This window comes from Streptomyces sp. NPDC048389 (assembly GCF_040706335.1).
Lineage (GTDB): Bacteria > Actinomycetota > Actinomycetes > Streptomycetales > Streptomycetaceae > Streptomyces.
This window is the reverse complement of sequence record NZ_JBEZKP010000001.1, coordinates 341,318-358,628: the sequence shown is the minus strand read 5'-3', so window position 1 is coordinate 358,628 and position 17,311 is coordinate 341,318. Positions and strand designations below refer to the sequence as shown.

The 17,311-nt window shown below is 70.4% G+C and carries 16 protein-coding genes, 1 tRNA gene and 2 pseudogenes; 12 read left to right on the top strand and 7 right to left on the bottom strand.

All coding sequences use genetic code 11. From position 1 onward, the window contains the following. Positions 1-11: 11 nt before the first annotated feature. Together AB0903_RS01670 and AB0903_RS01665 are read left to right on the top strand one after the other, a co-directional pair. Complete coding sequence (locus AB0903_RS01670) at positions 12-2,282, top strand: (Fe-S)-binding protein (RefSeq protein ID WP_366697848.1); 2,271 nt, start codon at positions 12-14, stop codon at positions 2,280-2,282. Positions 2,283-2,634: 352 nt separating this feature from the next. After that, positions 2,635-3,534, top strand: a complete 900-nt coding sequence (locus AB0903_RS01665; RefSeq protein WP_366697846.1) for a YIP1 family protein — start codon at positions 2,635-2,637, stop codon at positions 3,532-3,534. Between the two features lie 209 nt (positions 3,535-3,743). Here AB0903_RS01665 and AB0903_RS01660 read toward each other — a convergent pair whose 3' ends face one another. The 4 genes from AB0903_RS01660 to AB0903_RS01645 all read right to left on the bottom strand — a co-directional run bounded on the left by AB0903_RS01660 (position 3,744) and on the right by AB0903_RS01645 (position 5,963). Then, positions 3,744-3,947, bottom strand: a complete 204-nt coding sequence (locus AB0903_RS01660; RefSeq protein WP_366697844.1) for a hypothetical protein — start codon at positions 3,945-3,947, stop codon at positions 3,744-3,746. A gap of 614 nt (positions 3,948-4,561) precedes the next feature. Then, entirely contained in the window at positions 4,562-5,071 is a 510-nt protein-coding gene (locus tag AB0903_RS01655) for a phosphoribosyltransferase (protein WP_366697842.1), read from the bottom strand. A 16-nt stretch (positions 5,072-5,087) separates the two neighbouring features. After that, positions 5,088-5,663 carry a dCTP deaminase gene (gene dcd / locus AB0903_RS01650; RefSeq protein WP_366697840.1) on the bottom strand — a complete coding sequence of 192 codons (576 nt, stop codon included), beginning with the start codon at positions 5,661-5,663 and terminating at the stop codon, positions 5,088-5,090. A gap of 117 nt (positions 5,664-5,780) precedes the next feature. Continuing rightward, entirely contained in the window at positions 5,781-5,963 is a 183-nt protein-coding gene (locus AB0903_RS01645) for a hypothetical protein (protein WP_366697838.1), read from the bottom strand. Positions 5,964-6,182: 219 nt separating this feature from the next. On the opposite strand from AB0903_RS01645, the gene AB0903_RS01640 reads away from it, so the two are divergent. Together AB0903_RS01640 and AB0903_RS01635 are read left to right on the top strand one after the other, a co-directional pair. Next, positions 6,183-6,256: transfer RNA gene (locus tag AB0903_RS01640), tRNA-Gly, on the top strand. 612 nt (positions 6,257-6,868) lie between these two features. After that, positions 6,869-7,069: pseudogene (locus AB0903_RS01635) on the top strand (ABC transporter permease); the annotation flags it as partial. 218 nt (positions 7,070-7,287) lie between these two features. Here AB0903_RS01635 and tatA read toward each other — a convergent pair. Beyond that, positions 7,288-7,455, bottom strand: a pseudogene (gene tatA / locus AB0903_RS01630) (twin-arginine translocase TatA/TatE family subunit); the annotation flags it as partial. A 493-nt stretch (positions 7,456-7,948) separates the two neighbouring features. Between tatA and AB0903_RS01625 the strand changes: the two are divergent. From AB0903_RS01625 to AB0903_RS01610, 4 genes are all read left to right on the top strand, one after another. Beyond that, positions 7,949-8,152 (top strand): cold-shock protein, encoded by a 204-nt coding sequence (locus tag AB0903_RS01625; protein WP_100201797.1) that lies wholly within the window; start codon positions 7,949-7,951, stop codon positions 8,150-8,152. Between the two features lie 370 nt (positions 8,153-8,522). Beyond that, positions 8,523-10,040, top strand: a complete 1,518-nt coding sequence (locus AB0903_RS01620) for a DEAD/DEAH box helicase (protein ID WP_366697836.1) — start codon at positions 8,523-8,525, stop codon at positions 10,038-10,040. Positions 10,041-10,100: 60 nt separating this feature from the next. Next, entirely contained in the window at positions 10,101-10,484 is a 384-nt protein-coding gene (locus tag AB0903_RS01615) for a CBS domain-containing protein (RefSeq protein WP_366697834.1), read from the top strand. A gap of 52 nt (positions 10,485-10,536) precedes the next feature. Next, positions 10,537-10,845 (top strand): SCO5918 family protein, encoded by a 309-nt coding sequence (locus AB0903_RS01610; protein ID WP_366697832.1) that lies wholly within the window; start codon positions 10,537-10,539, stop codon positions 10,843-10,845. Between the two features lie 364 nt (positions 10,846-11,209). On the opposite strand, the gene AB0903_RS01605 is transcribed toward AB0903_RS01610, so the two are convergent. After that, positions 11,210-11,584: a hypothetical protein gene (locus tag AB0903_RS01605; RefSeq protein ID WP_366697830.1), complete on the bottom strand. Its 375-nt coding sequence runs from the start codon at positions 11,582-11,584 to the stop codon at positions 11,210-11,212. Between the two features lie 788 nt (positions 11,585-12,372). On the opposite strand from AB0903_RS01605, the gene AB0903_RS01600 reads away from it, so the two are divergent. Together AB0903_RS01600 and AB0903_RS01595 are read left to right on the top strand one after the other, a co-directional pair. Continuing rightward, a complete protein-coding gene (locus tag AB0903_RS01600) occupies positions 12,373-12,714 on the top strand; it encodes a MerR family transcriptional regulator (protein ID WP_366697828.1) in 342 nt (113 codons plus the stop codon). Between the two features lie 346 nt (positions 12,715-13,060). Then, a complete protein-coding gene (locus AB0903_RS01595) occupies positions 13,061-13,270 on the top strand; it encodes a DUF5988 family protein (protein WP_366697826.1) in 210 nt (69 codons plus the stop codon). A 354-nt stretch (positions 13,271-13,624) separates the two neighbouring features. Here the strand turns inward: AB0903_RS01595 and AB0903_RS01590 are convergent, their stop codons facing one another. After that, a complete protein-coding gene (locus AB0903_RS01590) occupies positions 13,625-15,328 on the bottom strand; it encodes an RICIN domain-containing protein (protein ID WP_366697824.1) in 1,704 nt (567 codons plus the stop codon). 223 nt (positions 15,329-15,551) lie between these two features. Between AB0903_RS01590 and AB0903_RS01585 the strand changes: the two genes are divergently transcribed. Next, entirely contained in the window at positions 15,552-16,325 is a 774-nt protein-coding gene (locus AB0903_RS01585) for a DUF72 domain-containing protein (RefSeq protein ID WP_366697822.1), read from the top strand. Positions 16,326-16,663: 338 nt separating this feature from the next. Continuing rightward, positions 16,664-17,161, top strand: a complete 498-nt coding sequence (locus AB0903_RS01580; protein ID WP_366697901.1) for a potassium channel family protein — start codon at positions 16,664-16,666, stop codon at positions 17,159-17,161. Positions 17,162-17,311: the final 150 nt, after the last annotated feature.

The window sequence follows — 17,311 nt, the reverse complement described above, 5'->3', positions numbered from 1 at the left end:
AGGAGCCTTCCATGCAACTCGCCGCGATCATTGTGTCGCTGACCCTGAGCGTGGTCGGCGTTGCGCTGCTCGCCCGCGCCATCGGCCAGTTCGTCCGCCACTTCAAGCTGGGGCAGCCGGTGCCCGCCGGCACCCGGACGGACAACCCGTACCAGCGCAGCGTGACCCTGGTCCGGGAGTTCCTCGGCCACACGCGGATGAACCGATGGGGCATCGTCGGCTTCGCGCACTGGTTCGTCGCGGTCGGCTTCCTGACGCTGCCGCCGACGATCGTCACCGCGTACGGCCAGCTGTTCCAGGCCGACTGGACGCTGCCGTTGCTCGGCGGCTTCGTGCCGTACGAGATGTACATCGAGTTCATCGGCGCGATGACGGTCCTCGGCATCGCCGCGCTGATCGTCATCCGGCTGCTGAACCTCCCCTCGCGCCCCGGCCGCAAGTCCCGGTTCGCAGGCTCGAAGATGGGACAGGCGTACTTCGTCGAGTACGTCATCCTCACCATCGGCCTGGCCATCTACGTGCTGCGCGGCCTCGAGGGCGCCATCCACCACGTCGACGGCTACGAGGCCGCGTACTTCGCCTCGTACCCGCTGGTCCTGGCCGTCGAGGGCCTGAGCCTCGGCACGCTGCAGAACCTGGTCTACCTGTTCGCGATGATCAAGCTGAGCACCACCATGATCTGGATGATCACGGTCTCGCTCAACACCAACATGGGTGTGGCCTGGCACCGCTTCCTCGCGTTCCCGAACATCTGGTTCAAGCGCAACGCGACCGGCGAGAGCGCCCTCGGTGAACTGAAGCCGATGACGTCCGGCGGCAAGGAGATCGACTGGGAGGACCCGGGCGAGGACGACGTGTTCGGCGTCTCCCAGGTCGAGCAGTTCTCCTGGAAGGGCCTGCTGGACTTCTCCACCTGTACCGAGTGCGGGCGCTGCCAGTCTCAGTGCCCCGCCTGGAACACCGGCAAGCCGCTGTCCCCGAAGCTCCTGATCATGTCGCTGCGCGACCACGCGCACGCCAAGGCCCCGTACCTGCTGGCAGGCGGCGGCAAGGACATGGAGGGCAACGAGAAGGCCACCGAGGAGCAGCTCGCCGGTGTGCCCGCGTCCGCCCTGGCGGAGGCCGAGCGCCCTCTCATCGGGACGCTCGAGGAGAACGGCGTCATCGACCCGGACGTCCTGTGGTCCTGCACCACCTGCGGCGCCTGCGTCGAGCAGTGCCCGGTCGACATCGAGCACATCGACCACATCGTCGACATGCGCCGCTACCAGGTGATGATCGAGTCCTCGTTCCCGTCCGAGGCGGGCACGATGCTCAAGAACCTGGAGAAGAAGGGCAACCCCTGGGGGCTCGCCAAGAAGCAGCGCGTCGAGTGGACCAAGGAGGTCGACTTCGACGTCCCCGTGGTCGGCAAGGACGTCGAGGACCTCAGCGAGGTCGACTACCTGTACTGGGTCGGCTGCGCCGGCGCCCTCGAGGACCGTGCGAAGAAGACGACGAAGGCGTTCGCCGAGCTGCTGCACATCGCGGGCGTGAAGTTCGCGATCATGGGCGGCGACGAGAAGTGCACCGGTGACTCGCCGCGGCGCCTGGGCAACGAGCCGCTGTTCCAGCAGCTCGGCCAGGAGAACGTGGCCATGCTGAACATGGCGTTCGGCGAGGATGACGAGGACGAGTCGACGAGGAAGCCGAAGTCGGCCAAGAAGATCGTCGCCACCTGTCCGCACTGCTTCAACACGATCGCGAACGAATACCCGCAGCTGGGCGGCGAGTTCGAGGTCATCCACCACACGCAGCTGCTGCAGCACCTGATCGACGAGGGCAAGCTGGTCCCCGTCACGCCGGTCGACGGTCTGATCACCTACCACGACCCGTGCTACCTGGGCCGCCACAACAAGGTCTACACGCCCCCGCGCGAGATCATGTCGGCCGTCCCGGGCCTGCGCCAGCAGGAGATGCACCGCCACAAGGAGCGCGGCTTCTGCTGCGGCGCCGGCGGCGCGCGGATGTGGATGGAGGAGCGGATCGGCAAGCGCATCAACACCGAGCGCGTCGACGAGGCCCTGTCCCTCAACCCGGACATCGTCTCCACGGCCTGCCCGTTCTGCCTGGTCATGCTCACCGACTCGGTCAACGGGAAGAAGAACGACGGCAAGGCGCCGGAGTCCCTCCAGGTCGTCGACGTCGCGCAGCTGCTGCTCGACTCGGTCAAGACCCCGCCGTCGGACCCCTCGGCGGAGACGGAGCCCGAGGGGGCGCCGGAACCGGAGCCGGTGAAATGACCGTCTCCACCTGAGAACACCTCCGCCGGAGAGCCCACGAAGGGGACCTCTCCACGGGAGAACACTGAGCGGCCGGATCTGCCTCGGGGGCAGGACCGGCCGCTCGTGCGTCGGGCACCTGCCCGCGTGGCGATCGCGTGCCCCAGTGGGCTCCCGGCCGGCAGAGCGTCCTCGGGAGGGCGGGGGCAGGCGCCGGGGAGGGCAGGGGCCGGGAGGCCGGGGGCAGGCGCCGGTGAGGGCGGGGGCAGGCCCCCCAGGGTCCCCTTAGGGGATGTCACAGGTCGGCCGCAAACCCCCTCCCGTACCCGGTCCGCCGCCACCCGATCCCGCCGGACCGGGTACGTTCGACAACGTGGCTGGATTCAGGATCGGACGCGGCCGGGACAACCGCACCCCGCAACGACAGCAGGCGCAGCAGGCGCCGCCGCCCTACACGGGCGGTGGGCAGGCCCCTGCGCCGCCGTACACGGGCGGTGGGCAGGCCCCTGCGCCGCCGTACACGCATCAGCAGCAGTGGCCTCGGGCGGCCGACGGGCCCCAGGGCGGTGGCAGGTACGACGAGCCGGAGTACTTCGGCGACCCGCACCCCCGGTACGGGGCGGCTCAGGACCCGCACGCGGCCAACAACCCCGGCCACACGCAGATGTTCAGCGTGCACGACGACCCGTACGGCGACGGCTCGACCTACCAGGCGGGCGCCGCCCCCGCGGGCCCGCGCCTGCGCTGGAAGCAACTCCTGAGCGGCATCCTCCTGCGGCCAGGCCCGACGTTCCACCAGATGCGCGACCACGCGGTCTGGGTCCCGGCGCTGGTCGTGACCCTGCTCTACGGCATGCTCGCGATCTTCGGATTCGACGAGCCTCGTGACGAGGTCATCAACGCGACGCTCTCGAACGCGATCCCGTACGTGCTGATCACGGGCGCCGCGTTCGTCATCAGCGGCCTGGTGCTCGGTGCCGTCACCCACACCATGGCGCGCCAGCTCGGCGGCAACGGCGCCTGGCAGCCCACTGTGGGCCTCTCCATGCTGATCATGTCCGTCACGGACGCGCCCCGGCTGGTCTTCGCCATGTTCCTCGGCGGCGAGAACTCCCTTGTCCAGGTGCTCGGTTGGGTGACGTGGCTGGCAGCGGGCGCGCTGTTCACGTCGATGGTGAGCAAGTCGCACGACCTGCCGTGGCCGAAGGCACTGGGCGCTTCGGCGATCCAGCTGATCGCACTGCTGTCGATCATCAAGCTCGGCACGATCTGAGCCGCGTACGTCCCGAGGGCACGTACGCGACGAGACGTACGCGAAGACACGTACGCGCAGGCCCCGCCGATGGCCGGTCCGCGGGGGCTACGCGTACCGCATCTGTCCCGGCTGCGTCCTGCGGCCAGGCGTAGAACCTCCGGTTGCGGCCGAGGCTCCTCTGTGTCACGCCTCCACCCGAGCGCCCGCTGGTCGCTGTTGCGGCAGGGTCAGCGCTGGGTGAGCACCGGGGTCCAGCGGCCGTCGTACCGCAGTTTCGCCTTCCGGAAGCCGGAGAGCGGGATGGTCTTCCTGCCGTCCAGACCGACCAGGATCCGTTGGTTGCGGAACTCTCCCTTGCCGGGGTCGCATTCCTCGGGGTCGCACCGCCGGCGGCGATCAGCACCCCGCGGGACATCCCGGCACCGGCCCAACACGGCAGGGGAGGTGAGTAATGACGTGCAGTCAGGTCTCCCGGTGCATGCAGGCGCCACGCAGCTCCGGCATCCCGGCACGCATCGCTCGCTCCCGCGCGCGAGGCGTGCGCATGGCCGGCACACTCGCATTCCGGTGCGCCTCTTACGAGTTCACACTTCGTCAGGAAGGGCTCTCATGAGCCGAAGACCGCCTCGCGGGTCACGTGGTGCAGCGGGCCCACCCCGCCGCTGCCCTCGCGGGGCATGAGTTCGACGCCGCCGGGCTGCCCCGGGAGGTGAGGCGACTCCCTTGCCGAACGGAGATCGTGCTCACGTGCTCACTCTGCTGTCCGCCGGCGTCGGTGTGGCCGTCCGCACGAACTACGCGGAGCTCTGCGAGTGAGGAAGGACGGAGGATGGCCAAGCTGCCGTGCCCGTCCCACTGACAGTGGGCGTTGCCACGGGCCGGACAGCCACCCCTACCGGTCACCGACACCGGTGCCGGCGGAGGAATCCCCCGACCTCGACACCTGCCGCCGGGTCGGCATCCCGCCATCCTTCAGGGTCGCGGGGCCCTGGCATTGGCATGGGCACCAGCAGGGCGCGAGGTGCCGGACCTGCAGACCCCGGGTCTAGAGTGCTTCCTTCGACGGCGTGATGGGCTCACCCGATTTGCGCACCGGAGGCAAGACGCTCCAGGGGAAGTTGACCCACTCGTCGGTGCGCTTCCAGACGTACTCGCATTTCACGAGCGAGTGCGACTTCTCGTAGATCACGGCGGACCGCACCTCCGCCACATGGTCCAGGCAGAAGTCGTGAACGAGCTTGAGCGTCTTGCCCGTGTCGGCGACGTCGTCCGCGATGAGGACCTTCTTGTTGGAGAAGTCGATGGCGTTGGGTACGGGCGCAAGCATGACCGGCATCTCCAGCGTCGTTCCGACGCCCGTGTAGAACTCCACGTTGACCAGGTGGATGTTCTTGCAGTCCAGCGCGTACGCCAGTCCGCCGGCCACGAACACGCCGCCGCGCGCGATGGACAGCACCACGTCGGGCTCGTATCCGTCGTCGGCGATCGTCTGCGCCAGCTCGCGGATCGCGCCGCCGAACTGCTCGTAGGTCAGGTTCTCGCGTACGTCACTCATGCCGCTGCTCCGGTCCTCACACCTGGGTCCGATGGAAATTGAGATACGACCGGGAGGCCGTCGGCCCGCGCTGCCCCTGGTAGCGGGAGCCGTAGCGCTCACTGCCGTACGGCTCCTCCGCGGGCGAACTGAGCCGGAACATGCACAGCTGCCCGATCTTCATGCCCGGCCAGAGCTTGATCGGCAGCGTGGCGAGATTCGACAGCTCGAGGGTGACGTGCCCGGAGAAGCCCGGATCGATGAAGCCGGCCGTCGAGTGCGTCACCAGACCGAGCCGCCCGAGGCTGGACTTCCCTTCCAGCCGCGACGCGAGGTCGTCCGGCAGGGAGATGACCTCGTAGGTCGACGCGAGCACGAACTCGCCGGGGTGGAGGATGAACGCCTCGTCACCCTCGGGCTCGACGAGCCGGGTGAGATCGCCCTGCTCGACGGCAGGGTCGATGTGCGGATAGCGGTGATTCTCGAACACCCGGAAGTAGCGGTCCAGCCGCACGTCGATGCTCGAGGGCTGCACCATGGATTCGTCGTACGGGTCGATGCGCACGCGCCCGGCGGCGATCTCGGCCCGGATGTCCTTGTCTGAGAGAAGCACGCCCCGAGGATACGCAGAGCGCGCGGGCCGTCCCCAATCGGACACCTGCCCGCGCGCTCACTCAAGCCTTACTGCTTCTCTGCCGTCGCCTGCCCTGCACCTCTCGGCGCCCTGGCCCTACTGCTTGCCCTGCCGGCCCTGAGCCACGGGTACGGCGCTCCTCAGCCGCGCGCACCGCGGACACCGGATGAGCCGCCCGGGCCCGATCCGGTCGGTCCCCAGCTGCTGCATCGGAAACGAAGCGGTACTGAACACGTGCCCCTCGGCACAGCGGACGACGGTGCGCTCCATCAAGTCCATCGGGCCCCTTCCCCAGCGAATGCGGACGAAGGTCACATTAGGGGATACCTCGGACACCACCACACGCGGCACTCCGCCCCGCCACCGTACGCCCCAACTCCCGCCAGCCGCAGTCGCGTCCGCGTCCGGAAACCACGAACGCCCCGCGGCGTAATACACCGTGGGGCGACCGATGGGGTAGAGTGTGCGACGATGCGGCACCGATCACCGGTCCGCCGCGCGGGTGTAGTTTAATGGTAGAACATGAGCTTCCCAAGCTCAGAGCGCGGGTTCGATTCCCGTCACCCGCTCCAGCAGAAAGCCCCAGGCCGGCGGCCCGGGGCTTCTTTGTTGTCGTTCAGACCCCTTCAGGTGCCCCGGGGCAGGTGGTGCGTAGGTGGTGCGGCCCCGTCTCCCTCTCCTCCCGGGCCTTCTCGCGAGCCGTCGGCACCACCCGGTCCAGCCCGCCGGCAACTTCCTTCTGCCGGTCGTGGTCGGAGTGCTCTGCCGGAGCCGGGTTCCGGGGAGAGGGACGCAAATGCGGGGGAATCGAACGAGTCGAGGAGGCGGGCGTGGGTGTCCGGAGCGCGACGGCAATGCAGGCGCCCTCCCGGGAAAAGACGTTGAACGGCCGGCTGGGCGGTGAGGGCTGAGCGAGCCCTCGCCCTGAGGGCAAGGGCTCGCTCGCGGATCAGGCAGCTGTGCGCTTCTCGCGCTGCTCGATGATGAAGTCGGCGCCGGCGGGGGCGGCATAGGCGACCTCGTAGGACACCTTGCCGTTGTTCTCCAGCCTGATCTCGAAGTGGCCGGACCTCTGATACGTCCGCCGGGGGCATGTTCCGGTTCGACCCGAACTTCGAGGTCTGCTTGCGGAAGACCCCGAGTTCGACCAGCCGGCGGCAACGCGACCACCCAGCCGAACAAACCTCCCCATCCAGGCGATGCCCGGCTGGTTCCGGCCCATCGCCGAGTACCAGCCGTTCACACCCGCCATCGAAACCCTGCGCGGACTCCTCCTCGGCACCGAGATCGGCAACAACGGGTGGATCACCATCGCCTGGTGCCTGCTCCTCACCGCACTCGGCCACCGCTGGGCGCAGGCACAGTTCAACCGCGACCCGAAGTAGTCGAGAAGACTGCGCGAGGGGCTGCGGAGCGGCCGGACGGGCCCCGCCGACGATGATCAGGCCGGTGTCGAGGGCGCTGGGCGATCCGAGGCGGAGCGGCGGGGCTGTTCCCGGCACCGCAGGCCCGTAGGGGCCCGCACCCGTACGAGAGCGGGCTCACGTTCCGCCGCGAGGCCGGGAGCGCGGGCTCAGACGTTCGGCCGCGACGCCGGGAGCACGGGCGCGGCGGTCGGAGCGGTGTCGTTCTTCATGGCGGCGGCCTCGCTCTTCAGGATGCGCGCGGACTTGCCGAGCGCACGGGCCACCTCGGGCAGCTTCGCGCTTCCGAAGAGCAGAACGGCGACTCCCAGCACGATCAGGAGGTGCGAAACGCTGAACGTACCCATCATGACCACCTTCTCCGACCGGGGCCGTCTCTCAAGACGGCCCTGATTTCTCCGAGCGGAATCGTAGCCGTCCGCAGGCAAGGCGCGGGCAACGAGGTGGTAAGCCGCAGCCCTGCCCGCCCGCGGGGCAGGCGGGCAGGGCGGGCAGGCGGGCAGGGCGGGCGGGTGATGCGCGGTGGGATGTCGCCCGGCGACGGTACTGCCTGGCGAACAATATCTGTGCTCATGAAATGAGAAATAGAAGCGACACCTGATGAGGTTTTCTGGGACAACAGGCGGAGCGTAATCAATCGTCGCGCACCGCGGAACATGGCGTGCTACTGTCGACGTCAGTTGCAGTTGTGGTTCCCAGAACTTCAAGCACCCTCTCCGGCTTCGGTGCCAACGAGAGTGCTTTTGTATTTCCGGTCTTTCCGGGCAGGGCAATCATCGCGGCGACTCGGATTCCGCACAGTGCGGGACCCGATGCACTGCCCCGAAGGAGATTTACATTATGGCTACTGGCACCGTGAAGTGGTTCAACGCGGAAAAGGGTTTCGGCTTCATCGAGCAGGACGGTGGCGGCGCTGACGTGTTCGCCCACTACTCGAACATCGCCGCCCAGGGCTTCCGCGAGCTGCTCGAAGGCCAGAAGGTGAGCTTCGACATCGCGCAGGGCCAGAAGGGCCCGACGGCGGAGAACATCGTTACCGCCTGACGCTCACGCGCACAGTCCGAGCTGGGGCCCGCACCTTGGGTGCGGGCCCCAGCTCGTTGCACTCCGGGGCCCAGTCCCCGGGGGTCAACGCCGTGGCGTTTTCCCCGGCGGCATGAAATTTCAGGGCTCCGCCGCCTCATCCTGCGGCGGATACCCCCTCAAGGATCCGGACCGCGAGTCCGCTCAGATCTCCCCGTACGCGACACGCCGGTCCGCCCGGCACCGCTCGCGTCACCCTTTTTCAGCGCTCCGGCCGCGAGAATTCCCGCCGGCCGGATCCGCTTTCGCCTTTTGGCTCGTTCTTGCGATTCTCTCTGCCGTTCGTTCTGCAGGAATTCCTTGAGACGTGCCGCTTCGAGGAAGGTTCTGCATGAACCGCACACGTACGAACGACCGTTTCAGCCGCACCCGTTCCGCCGGTTCCTACGCCGGCAAGGGCGGCAGCCGCTCCGGTGCCCCGGCCGCCGGCCGCTCCCGCACTCCGGGCCGTTCCGGTGGCTACGGGCGCCGTCCCTCCGCGCCGCAGGGCGAGTTCGCCCTGCCGAAGACCGTCACCCCCGCGCTTCCCGCCGTCGAGGCGTTCGCCGATCTCGACATGCCGCGGCCGCTGCTGGCAGCGCTCGCCGCCGAAGGCGTGACCGTACCGTTCCCGATCCAGGCGGCGACCCTGCCGAACTCGCTCGCGGTTCGCGACGTGCTCGGCCGCGGGCGGACCGGATCCGGCAAGACCCTCGCGTTCGGCCTGGCGCTGCTGGCCCGTACGGCCGGCCGGCGGGCCGAGCCGGGACAGCCGCTGGCCCTGGTGCTCGTACCGACCCGGGAGCTGGCGCAGCAGGTCACCGACGCGCTCACGCCGTACGCCCGCTCCGTGCGACTGAGGCTGGCCACGGTGGTCGGCGGAATGTCGATCGGCAGGCAGGCCGGTGCCCTCAGGGGTGGAGCCGAGGTCGTCGTCGCGACGCCGGGCCGGCTGAAGGACCTGATCGAGCGCGGCGACTGCCGCCTGGACCAGGTCGACATCACCGTCCTCGACGAGGCCGACCAGATGGCCGACATGGGCTTCATGCCGCAGGTCACGGCGCTGCTGGACCAGGTGCGTCCCGGGGGGCAGCGGATGCTGTTCTCCGCCACCCTGGACCGCAACGTCGACCTTCTGGTCCGCCGCTACCTGACCGATCCGGTGGTCCACTCCGTCGACCCGTCGGCAGGCGCCGTCACGACCATGGAGCACCACGTGCTCCACGTACGCGGCGCGGACAAGCACCAGGCGACGACCGAGATCGCGGCCCGGGAGGGCCGGGTGATCATGTTCCTGGACACCAAGCACGCCGTCGACAAGCTCACCGTGCACCTGCTGAGCAACGGTGTACGCGCGGCCGCCCTGCACGGCGGGAAGTCGCAGCCGCAGCGCAACCGGACGCTGACCCAGTTCAAGACGGGGCATGTGACCGTCCTGGTGGCGACGAACGTCGCCGCACGCGGCATCCACGTCGACAACCTCGACCTCGTCGTCAACGTGGACCCGCCGAGCGACCACAAGGACTACATCCACCGAGGGGGCCGCACGGCGCGCGCCGGCGAGTCCGGTCTCGTCGTCACCCTGGTGACACCCGACCAGCGCCGGGACATGACCCGTCTCATGTCCGACGCCGGGATCCGCCCGCACATCAGCCAGGTCCACTCCGGTGAGGCCGAACTGACCCGCATCACCGGCGCGCGGACGCCGTCGGGCGTCCCGGTCGTCATCGCGGTGCCGGTGACCGAGCGCCCGAAGCGCAGCGCCTCCGCGTCCCGCGGGCGCCGCGGGCGTAACGCCAGGAACGGCAGGACCGGGCAGGCGGCGCGCCGCACGGCTCAGCCGCAGTCCGCCTTCGACGCGGCAGCCTAGGACGTTCACGCTCAGGACCCCGACCCCGCTTCGCTGGAGGCACCTTTGACGCTGGCCCCGATGAAGCCGCGCCCCGCGGATCTCGCCGCCGTGACCGTGGTCGACGCCATGGACGCGCCCGGACCGCAGGTCTGGGACGACATGACGGTGGAGGTGGCGCTGTCCGTCATGGACGGTGCCCGCTCGATGCACCTGCTCGTCAGCGACGAGGACGGCCGGTGCACGGGCCTGATCACTCGGGCTCGGCTCGCCGCCGTCCGCGACAGCTCCGCCGATGCGGACCGGGTGCGCCTGCGGGACGTCGCCGGGGACCCGGGGCCGTTCCCCTCGTCCCTGGCCACGGTGGCCGAGGCGGAGCATGCCATGCGGTACCGGCGGCTCAAGGCCGTGCCCGTCGTCGACGAGCACGGCTGTGCCGTGGGCGTCTTCACCCTCCCCCGCTGAGTTCTGCCCCTTCCCCCGGGCCGGACCTCTCCCCACTCCCCTTGGAGGCACCATGCGCTGCGTCATCGCCCGTTTCCCGTTCGACCTCTCCAAGAGCGGGGTCCTGGCGTCGATGAAGGGCGTCAGGCCCGAGCCGATCACGGGTGACTCCGTGATCATCGGCCGTCGTCACTACCCCATGATGCAGGTCGGTGAAGTCATCACCCGGCAGGACCGCCGCGACTTCACCGCCGGCGAAGTCCTCAGGGCAGTGACCCGCCTCGGCTTCACGTGCCGCAGCCTGCCCGTGGCCACGCCAGCGCGTGCCCTCACTCCGTTCGAGGAGGCGTCGGCGCTGCTCGGCACCTCGCCCGCCGTGTGACCGGCGGAGGCCGGCGGTAGCGCGCACAACCAGACGCAGGCGGACACAACCAGGTCTGCGCCGCGCAGCCGGGCGCAGACCAAGGGCAGGACAGACAGGCGTACGACAGCGGCGAGGGCTCGACCGGCACACTGCGGTCGGGCCCTCGCCGCGTTCGGCCCCCGGTCAGCACGGCCGCACCGACCGGGCCGACCACCGGCACCCGGGCAGGACAGGGGGACGGACCGGGCCGGTGGGCGGAGAGCGGACCGGGCAGGGGGCGAGGAACGGACCGGGCAGGGCCGGTGGGCCGGGCCGGTCGGTGGGCCGGGCCGGTCGGTGGGCCGGGCCGGTCGGTGGGCCGGGCCGGTCGGTGGTCGCGGGATCAGTGGTCGGAGTAGCTGAAGTCGCCGACGGTCCAGCCGCTGACCTCCTTGATCGCGACCCGGTACATCCCGCCCGTCTCCGGGATACCGACACTGCCCTGCAGGATCCGGGCGACGTGGAAGTGCAGATGCGTGGGCGGCTCTCCGCGCTCGGGACGGCCTGCGGCCCGCTCGGAGGAGAAGACGCCGGAGAAGGGGCGGAGGTGCTCCGAGTCCCTCAGGACCTCCGACACGCGTTGGCGCCACACGGCTTCGGGTGCCAGCCGTCCGGTGATGACGGCGCCGCCGATGACCACGGTGAGGGACATCTGATTGCTCTGCTCGGACTCCACCATGGCGGCGATGTCAACGAGGAGTTCGTCAGCATTCGACATGAGAGCCGATTCTATCCGCGACGGGCCCGGTGGGGCGGGGGCCGGTCACAGAGCGGACGCCGAGGGGGCCGGCTGCCGAGCGCGTCCCCCGCTCCGGGCGAGGTGATGGGGCGGCTTCCGCTCCGGGCGGGGTATGGGTCGGCTTCCGCTCCAGGCCGGCTGCCGAGCGCGTCCCCCGCTCCGAGCGAGGTGACGGGGGTGGCTTCCGCTCCGGGCGGGCTTCTGCCGTTGCGGCCCGCAGATTCCCTCGTCCGCGACGAATCGAAATCTATGCTCACCACAGTAGACATTGGCTCGCCACACGGTTAGTGTTTCTTCCGTAGACGAAGTCGGATGAGACCCGGCAGAGACGAACTGCCGGGTAGCAGTAGGCGATTCAGCACGACGGTGCGACTGCGGAGTTCCGAAGCCACGTGGTTCGAAGGACGGCGACGGGACTGGCAGGCGCACCGGGCGGCCCGCAGGCGAGGGGCTGCCGACGGCAACACCAGCAGTTGGCACCACCGACCGGCACCCAGTGGCCGGTCCGACGAGGAATGGAGGAAGCAGGCGCCATCAGGATCGCCCGGGCAGGGAAGATTCGGCCCGGGTACCGCAAGGCCCCGGATTGGAAGGTGGTCCCCGGTCACGCATCCGCGATCCCCGCATTCTCGCCCCCTCCTGGGGCGAGTCGGCGGAAACAGCAGGTCGGCACCGCAGTAGAGCCGACCGATGGTGTTGAATTTCCTTCGGGGCCCTGGTGCCGTACGGCACCAGGGCCCCTCGACGCGTTGCTCAACGAGGTGAGAATGACAGCAGACACTCCGCTCAGTGGTCGTCTGGACGACGACGACTACCCCGCGTACACCATGGGACGGGCCGCCGAGATGCTCGGCACCACCCCCGGTTTTCTCCGCGCCATCGGTGATGCCCGCCTCATCACCCCGCTCCGCTCCGAGGGCGGGCACCGGCGGTACTCCCGGTACCAGCTCCGGATCGCGGCCCGCGCCCGCGAACTCGTCGATGAGGGCATGCCGGTCGAGGCCGCCTGCCGCATCGTCATCCTCGAGGACCAGCTCGAGGAAGCCCAGCGCATCAACGGGGAGTTCCGCCGCGCGGCAGCCGAGGAGCGCGACGACGGCTCCGCGTGATCCCGTCCCGGCACGGAGGTCACGTCCCGTGCGTCAGCCTGGAGAGGCGTCACGGACCCGGTAGGTCACCGTCTCGGGCATCGCTTCCCCGGACCGTCGCGGAGCCGGGCATCGCTTCCCGGACCGTCGCGGAGCCGGACAACATCGTGGGAGCCGGCCATCGCGGAGCCGGGCCATCGCCGCCCCCGGCCTCCGTGACTCGCACGGGGCCGGCCGCCGGCCGTGACGGTGCGGACCTGCTGCACAGCAGTGGCATGACCGGCGGGACGGTTCGCCCGTGTCGGCGTGCGCCGCCTCCGGCGCGTCACGAAGAAGAGCGGCCGATCTCCCGGGAGACTTTCCCAGCATGAGTGACAACGCGAAGAGAGCAGTCCTGGAAGGCGGCCCCGGCGATCTCCCCGAGCGGATCGTCCCCGTCTCCGCACCCGGAGCGGACATCAAGGTCCGGTTCCGCGGAGGTTACGAGCACTTCAGGGCGACCGCGCGGCATCAGGAGACCACCGAGGGCACACTGCCCGTCTACGAATGGTGGGAGCGCACGGAACTCCCCGGCTGAGCACCGGCAGCACGTCGGGCGACACGTCGGCCGCACGCCGTAGGGGCGGTCGGCGCAGCAGAAGAGCACACCGGCCTGACGGCGGCCATCGTCCCCACCGGCACCGGCAGACCGCCCTCGCACACGATGAACGGCACGCCTGCACGCCGAAACGCCTGCACCATCGCCTGATGCCGCTTGACGCACTCGCCCCCGCCTGACACCGCGGGGCCCGGCGGAGCCTCTGAGGAAGCCGGGCGCCGGTGGGAACCGTCCCGCCGTCATGGGACCGGCGGAACGCCTCGGTGGCCGTCTGCCGGGCTTCCCCGGTCCGTACCGTCCAGCGCCGGTCAGTACCGCACGGTCCAGCGCCGGTCAGTACCGCGCGATCCAGCGCTGGTCGGTGCCTCCGTCCGCCGGGTCGAATTCGAGGGTGCTGCTGCCGGAGCGGCCAAGGGGCTCGAGAGCGAACTCCGGTGCGATCCGGGGACGGATTCCACCCGCCGAGTCGACGGCGAAGAGAAGGTTGATGCCGTTCCTGCCCTCGACGGAGGCACAGGACCAGATGCCGACCCCGCGGTCCGTGGCGCCCCGCGAGTCGAGGCAGTAGTCGGGGTCGGCACCGCTGCGCAGCAGTCCGACCCGCTCGGGCCTCCAGCGCTGGGTGGACGTTCCGTCGCACGGCACGATCAGGACGTCGGTGCGGTCGGCCATGACGCCGTTGTCAATGTCCAGGCACAGTCCGGTTTCCGCGTGGACGATCTGCACCCAGCCGCCGCCTACCGCGACGGGCACCTGCCGGGGCGGGCTGCTCGTCGAAGGGGTGGGTGAGGGCTTGGGAGCGGGCGTCGCCCTCCTGGGGGCCGAGGTGACGGGGCTCGGTGAGGGCGAAGGCTTCCCGGAGGGTGGGGCGGTGGCGGTGATGGTCGCCGAAGGCGCGAAGGTGGGCAGGGCGGTGGGCGGCGGTGCTTCCCAGCGCCGGGGCTGCTCAGCTCGGGCCCGGCCACGGTCGAGGTCCGGGTCCGAGCCGTCGGATCCGGTCGCCGCCCAGGTTCCGGCGGCGACGGCCACGGCCGTCACCGTGGTGAGGACGGTGAGCAGCGAGGGCCGCCACGTACCGCTGCGCACCGCCACGTCGCGTCGGCGTACGCGCGGGGAGCCGATGACCGTCGGCAGGGCCGCCCGGTTCTCCCACCGTTCGATCGGGGAGTCCGGCGTGTGCCTCGCCCGCACGGGGTTGCCGGCCGCGTAAGCCGCTCCGCCCCATCCGAGCAGGCCCTCGGCGAGTACGGCCCGGGGGGCGTCCGCCATCCGCATCAGCTCCCCCATGAGCCGGGCGCAGCCGGTGCACTCCCCCAGATGGAGCGTCAGATCGTTGCTGCGCCGTCCGCCCCCGGGCCGGGACGCGGCATCGATGATGCGGCGGAACCCCTGGCACTTCCTGTCGCCGCTGTGCTCCAGGCACGCCTGGATGTAGGCCCTGCGCATCGCGTCCTGGCCCTTGGCCCGCAGATCGGGGACCGTTTTCGCGGGGACGCCGACGAACGTGCCGACCGTGCCGTCCGGCTCGTCGTCGACCGTCGCGTACCAGAGGACGCCCCTGGTCTGTTCCGGCAGTCCGTAGAAACACGCGAGCATCGTGGACGTCTCCGCGAGCCGGGGACCCGGCGAGTCGGGCGAACGCGGTGCGGCGGGATCGGTGTTGTGGTCGAGCCACGCCGCGAAACCGGGGTCCAGTCTGGCCCGGCGGCTGCCGACGGCCCACCGGAGGCCGATGCGCTGAAGTGTGATCAGCAGGTGATGGCCCCAGCTGCCCCGTGGTTCCATGCCCCGGCACGCCTCTTGCGTGGCGAGGTCCACCGCCTGTACCGCGAGCTGGTTGCCGGCGAGGCCGGTGCGCCCGCACAGCATGGCGTACGCGCGGAGCGCCGGCAGGTGGCGGCGCCTGAGCTCCTGGGCGGCGGGATAAGCGGACGGGGCGCCGGCCCGGACGCGTTCGGTGAGTTCGGCGTCGGACAGGGCGGCGTGGCCCGGGTCGTCGTCCCCGGTCTCCCAAACGCCGTGTCGGAGCTTGGTCACCCTGTTGACTCCTCGTTCGGTTACGAGCCGGCAGACCAACCAGTCGTCATGCGGCGGCTGTCCGGTGTTACCGGCCGGAAACAGGACCCCATAGTGGAGCAGGCGGATCGACGGGGAAAGATGTGTCCGCAGGTAACCCCGGAGGGCCTCGACCGCTCTCCGTACGGAGTGTCACGCCCCCGAAGGCGATAGGCCCACGCCGCGTACGGGCAGGGATCGAACCATGCCCGTGTTGGTCGGAACGTCCGGATGGCAGTACAAGGACTGGCGAGGCGTTCTCTATCCGCCCGGCCTGCCGCAGCGGCTGTGGCTGGAGGAGTACGCCGGGCAGTTCACCACCGTGGAGAACAACAACGCCTTCTACCGGCTCCCCACCACTGAGATCTTCACGGCGTGGCGGGAGCGGACGCCGGACGATTTCGTCATGGCGGTGAAGGCCAGCCGCTTTCTGACGCACATCAAGCGGCTGCGCGACCCGGTGGAGCCGGTGCACCGTCTGATGGACCGCACGGCGGGGCTCGGCGACCGGATGGGGCCGGTGCTGCTGCAACTGCCGCCGAACTTCCAGCAGGACGTCGACGCCCTGGAGACCACTCTGGACTGCTTCCCCGGCACGGTCCGCGTAGCCGTCGAGCTCCGGCACCCGTCCTGGTGGCAGGCCGAGGCCCGGCTGCGCGCGCTGCTGGAACGGCACGACGCCGCCCTGTGCTGGGCGGACCGCGGCTCCCGCCCGGTCGCCCCGCTGTGGCGGACGGCATCCTGGGGCTACGTACGCCTCCACGCCGGCCTCGCCCTGCCGGAGCCGCGCTACGGCCGCCGGGCGCTCATGTCATGGGCCGCCCGTATCGCCACCGCATGGCCGGACGAGGCCGACGTGTACGTCTACTTCAACAACGACCCCGGCGGCGCGGCCGTCCTGGACGCGGCGGAGTTCGCGCGGTCGGCCGCCACGCTGGGCCGGTCGGTGAGCCGCACGCCGCGTGCACGGAGCCGGTGACGCCTGCACCCCGCGTGTGCGCCGTTCGGCGGCCCCCGGGTGGCGGCGGGCCGAAGGCGCGGCCGATCGTGGGCGACGACGGGATCTGACCGGGTGGCGTCGGCCGGGTACGACGAGCCGTGCGCGGCGGAACGGGCACCACGGCCGTACGCGACGACCGGGCCCCACTGCTCGGTGCAACGAACCGGCGGGCAACGAACCGGGCCCCACGGACCGGGGCAACGAACCGGGCGCGACGGACCGGGGCGGGAGGCATACGGATGGCGGACGACGACCGTAGACCGCGTCGCCCGGCGCGGACACCGCTGAGGCTGGCCGCGGTGGGGGCAGCCACCCTCATGACGGTGGCGTACTTCCTGCTCCCCCTGGAGGAACTCGGCCCCGAGCGCCCCGGCGTCAGCTGGACGATCTTCGCCCTGGCCCTGCTGTCGATCGCACTGCTGCTCCTCTTCCAGGTCAGGGACGTCCTCACCGACCGTCCCGGCACCCGCCCCGGTGTCGCCATCCCGCTGCTGATGTGCACGTCCGTGCTCATCTTCGCGGGCGCGTACCACGCGCTCGGAAGGGAACCGGGCCAGTTCCACGGTCTCGACACCCGCGTCGATGCCCTGTACTTCACGATCGTCACCCTGGCGACGGTCGGCTACGGCGACATCACCCCGAGGGGTCAGAGCGCCCGCGTGGTGGCGATCCTTCAGATCGTCTACACCTTCGTGTTCCTCACCGCCGCGGGGACCGCCCTCTCCCGTTGGCTGCGTACCCGCCTGACCGGCCCCGGCCGGGAGGGGGAGACGGACGGCGGCCACCGGTCCGGCCGGCCCCGCCCGCACGACTGAGGCCCGCGTCGCACGCGCCCCGGCCTGCGCTCGGCCTGCGCCGGGCCGGTCCCCGGCCGTGGCCGGGGTGGCCGGATACGGTCGGGCGCCGGGCGGAGCCCCAGTAGGGTCGGCCTGACGAGGCAGCCACACCGACATCCGGAAGAGGCG